This window comes from Oceanobacillus alkalisoli (genome assembly GCF_022213125.1).
Classification (GTDB): domain Bacteria; phylum Bacillota; class Bacilli; order Bacillales; family Amphibacillaceae; genus Oceanobacillus; species Oceanobacillus alkalisoli.
Window position 1 is genome coordinate 1 of record NZ_JAKNRA010000065.1, and the last position, 255, is coordinate 255.

Genomic DNA, 255 nt, shown 5'->3' on the forward strand with positions numbered 1-255 from the left:
GGACAACCGGAACAGTCTTCACATTCATACACTTTAAATTCACGTGTAAATCCATATCTGTCCGTTCGTTTCGAATGATAACTAAATTTCACTTTTCTTCCATTTGGACATACATATGCATCTTCTTTTTCGCTGTATTCCCAGTTATCTACATGAAAAGCATTCTCTTTGTGTTTCTTTTTCTTCTCCTTTCGATATTGATTGTATGTAATGAGTGGCGTTCGATTTCGATTTTTTAGGATATCTTCGTAATTC

1 protein-coding gene is annotated in these 255 nt (G+C 34.5%); it reads right to left on the reverse strand.

Features of this window, described 5'->3' with window-relative positions:
• Positions 1-255 (reverse strand): transposase (locus tag L3V42_RS18155; RefSeq protein WP_238472633.1); only part of this gene is annotated, 255 nt, incomplete at both ends.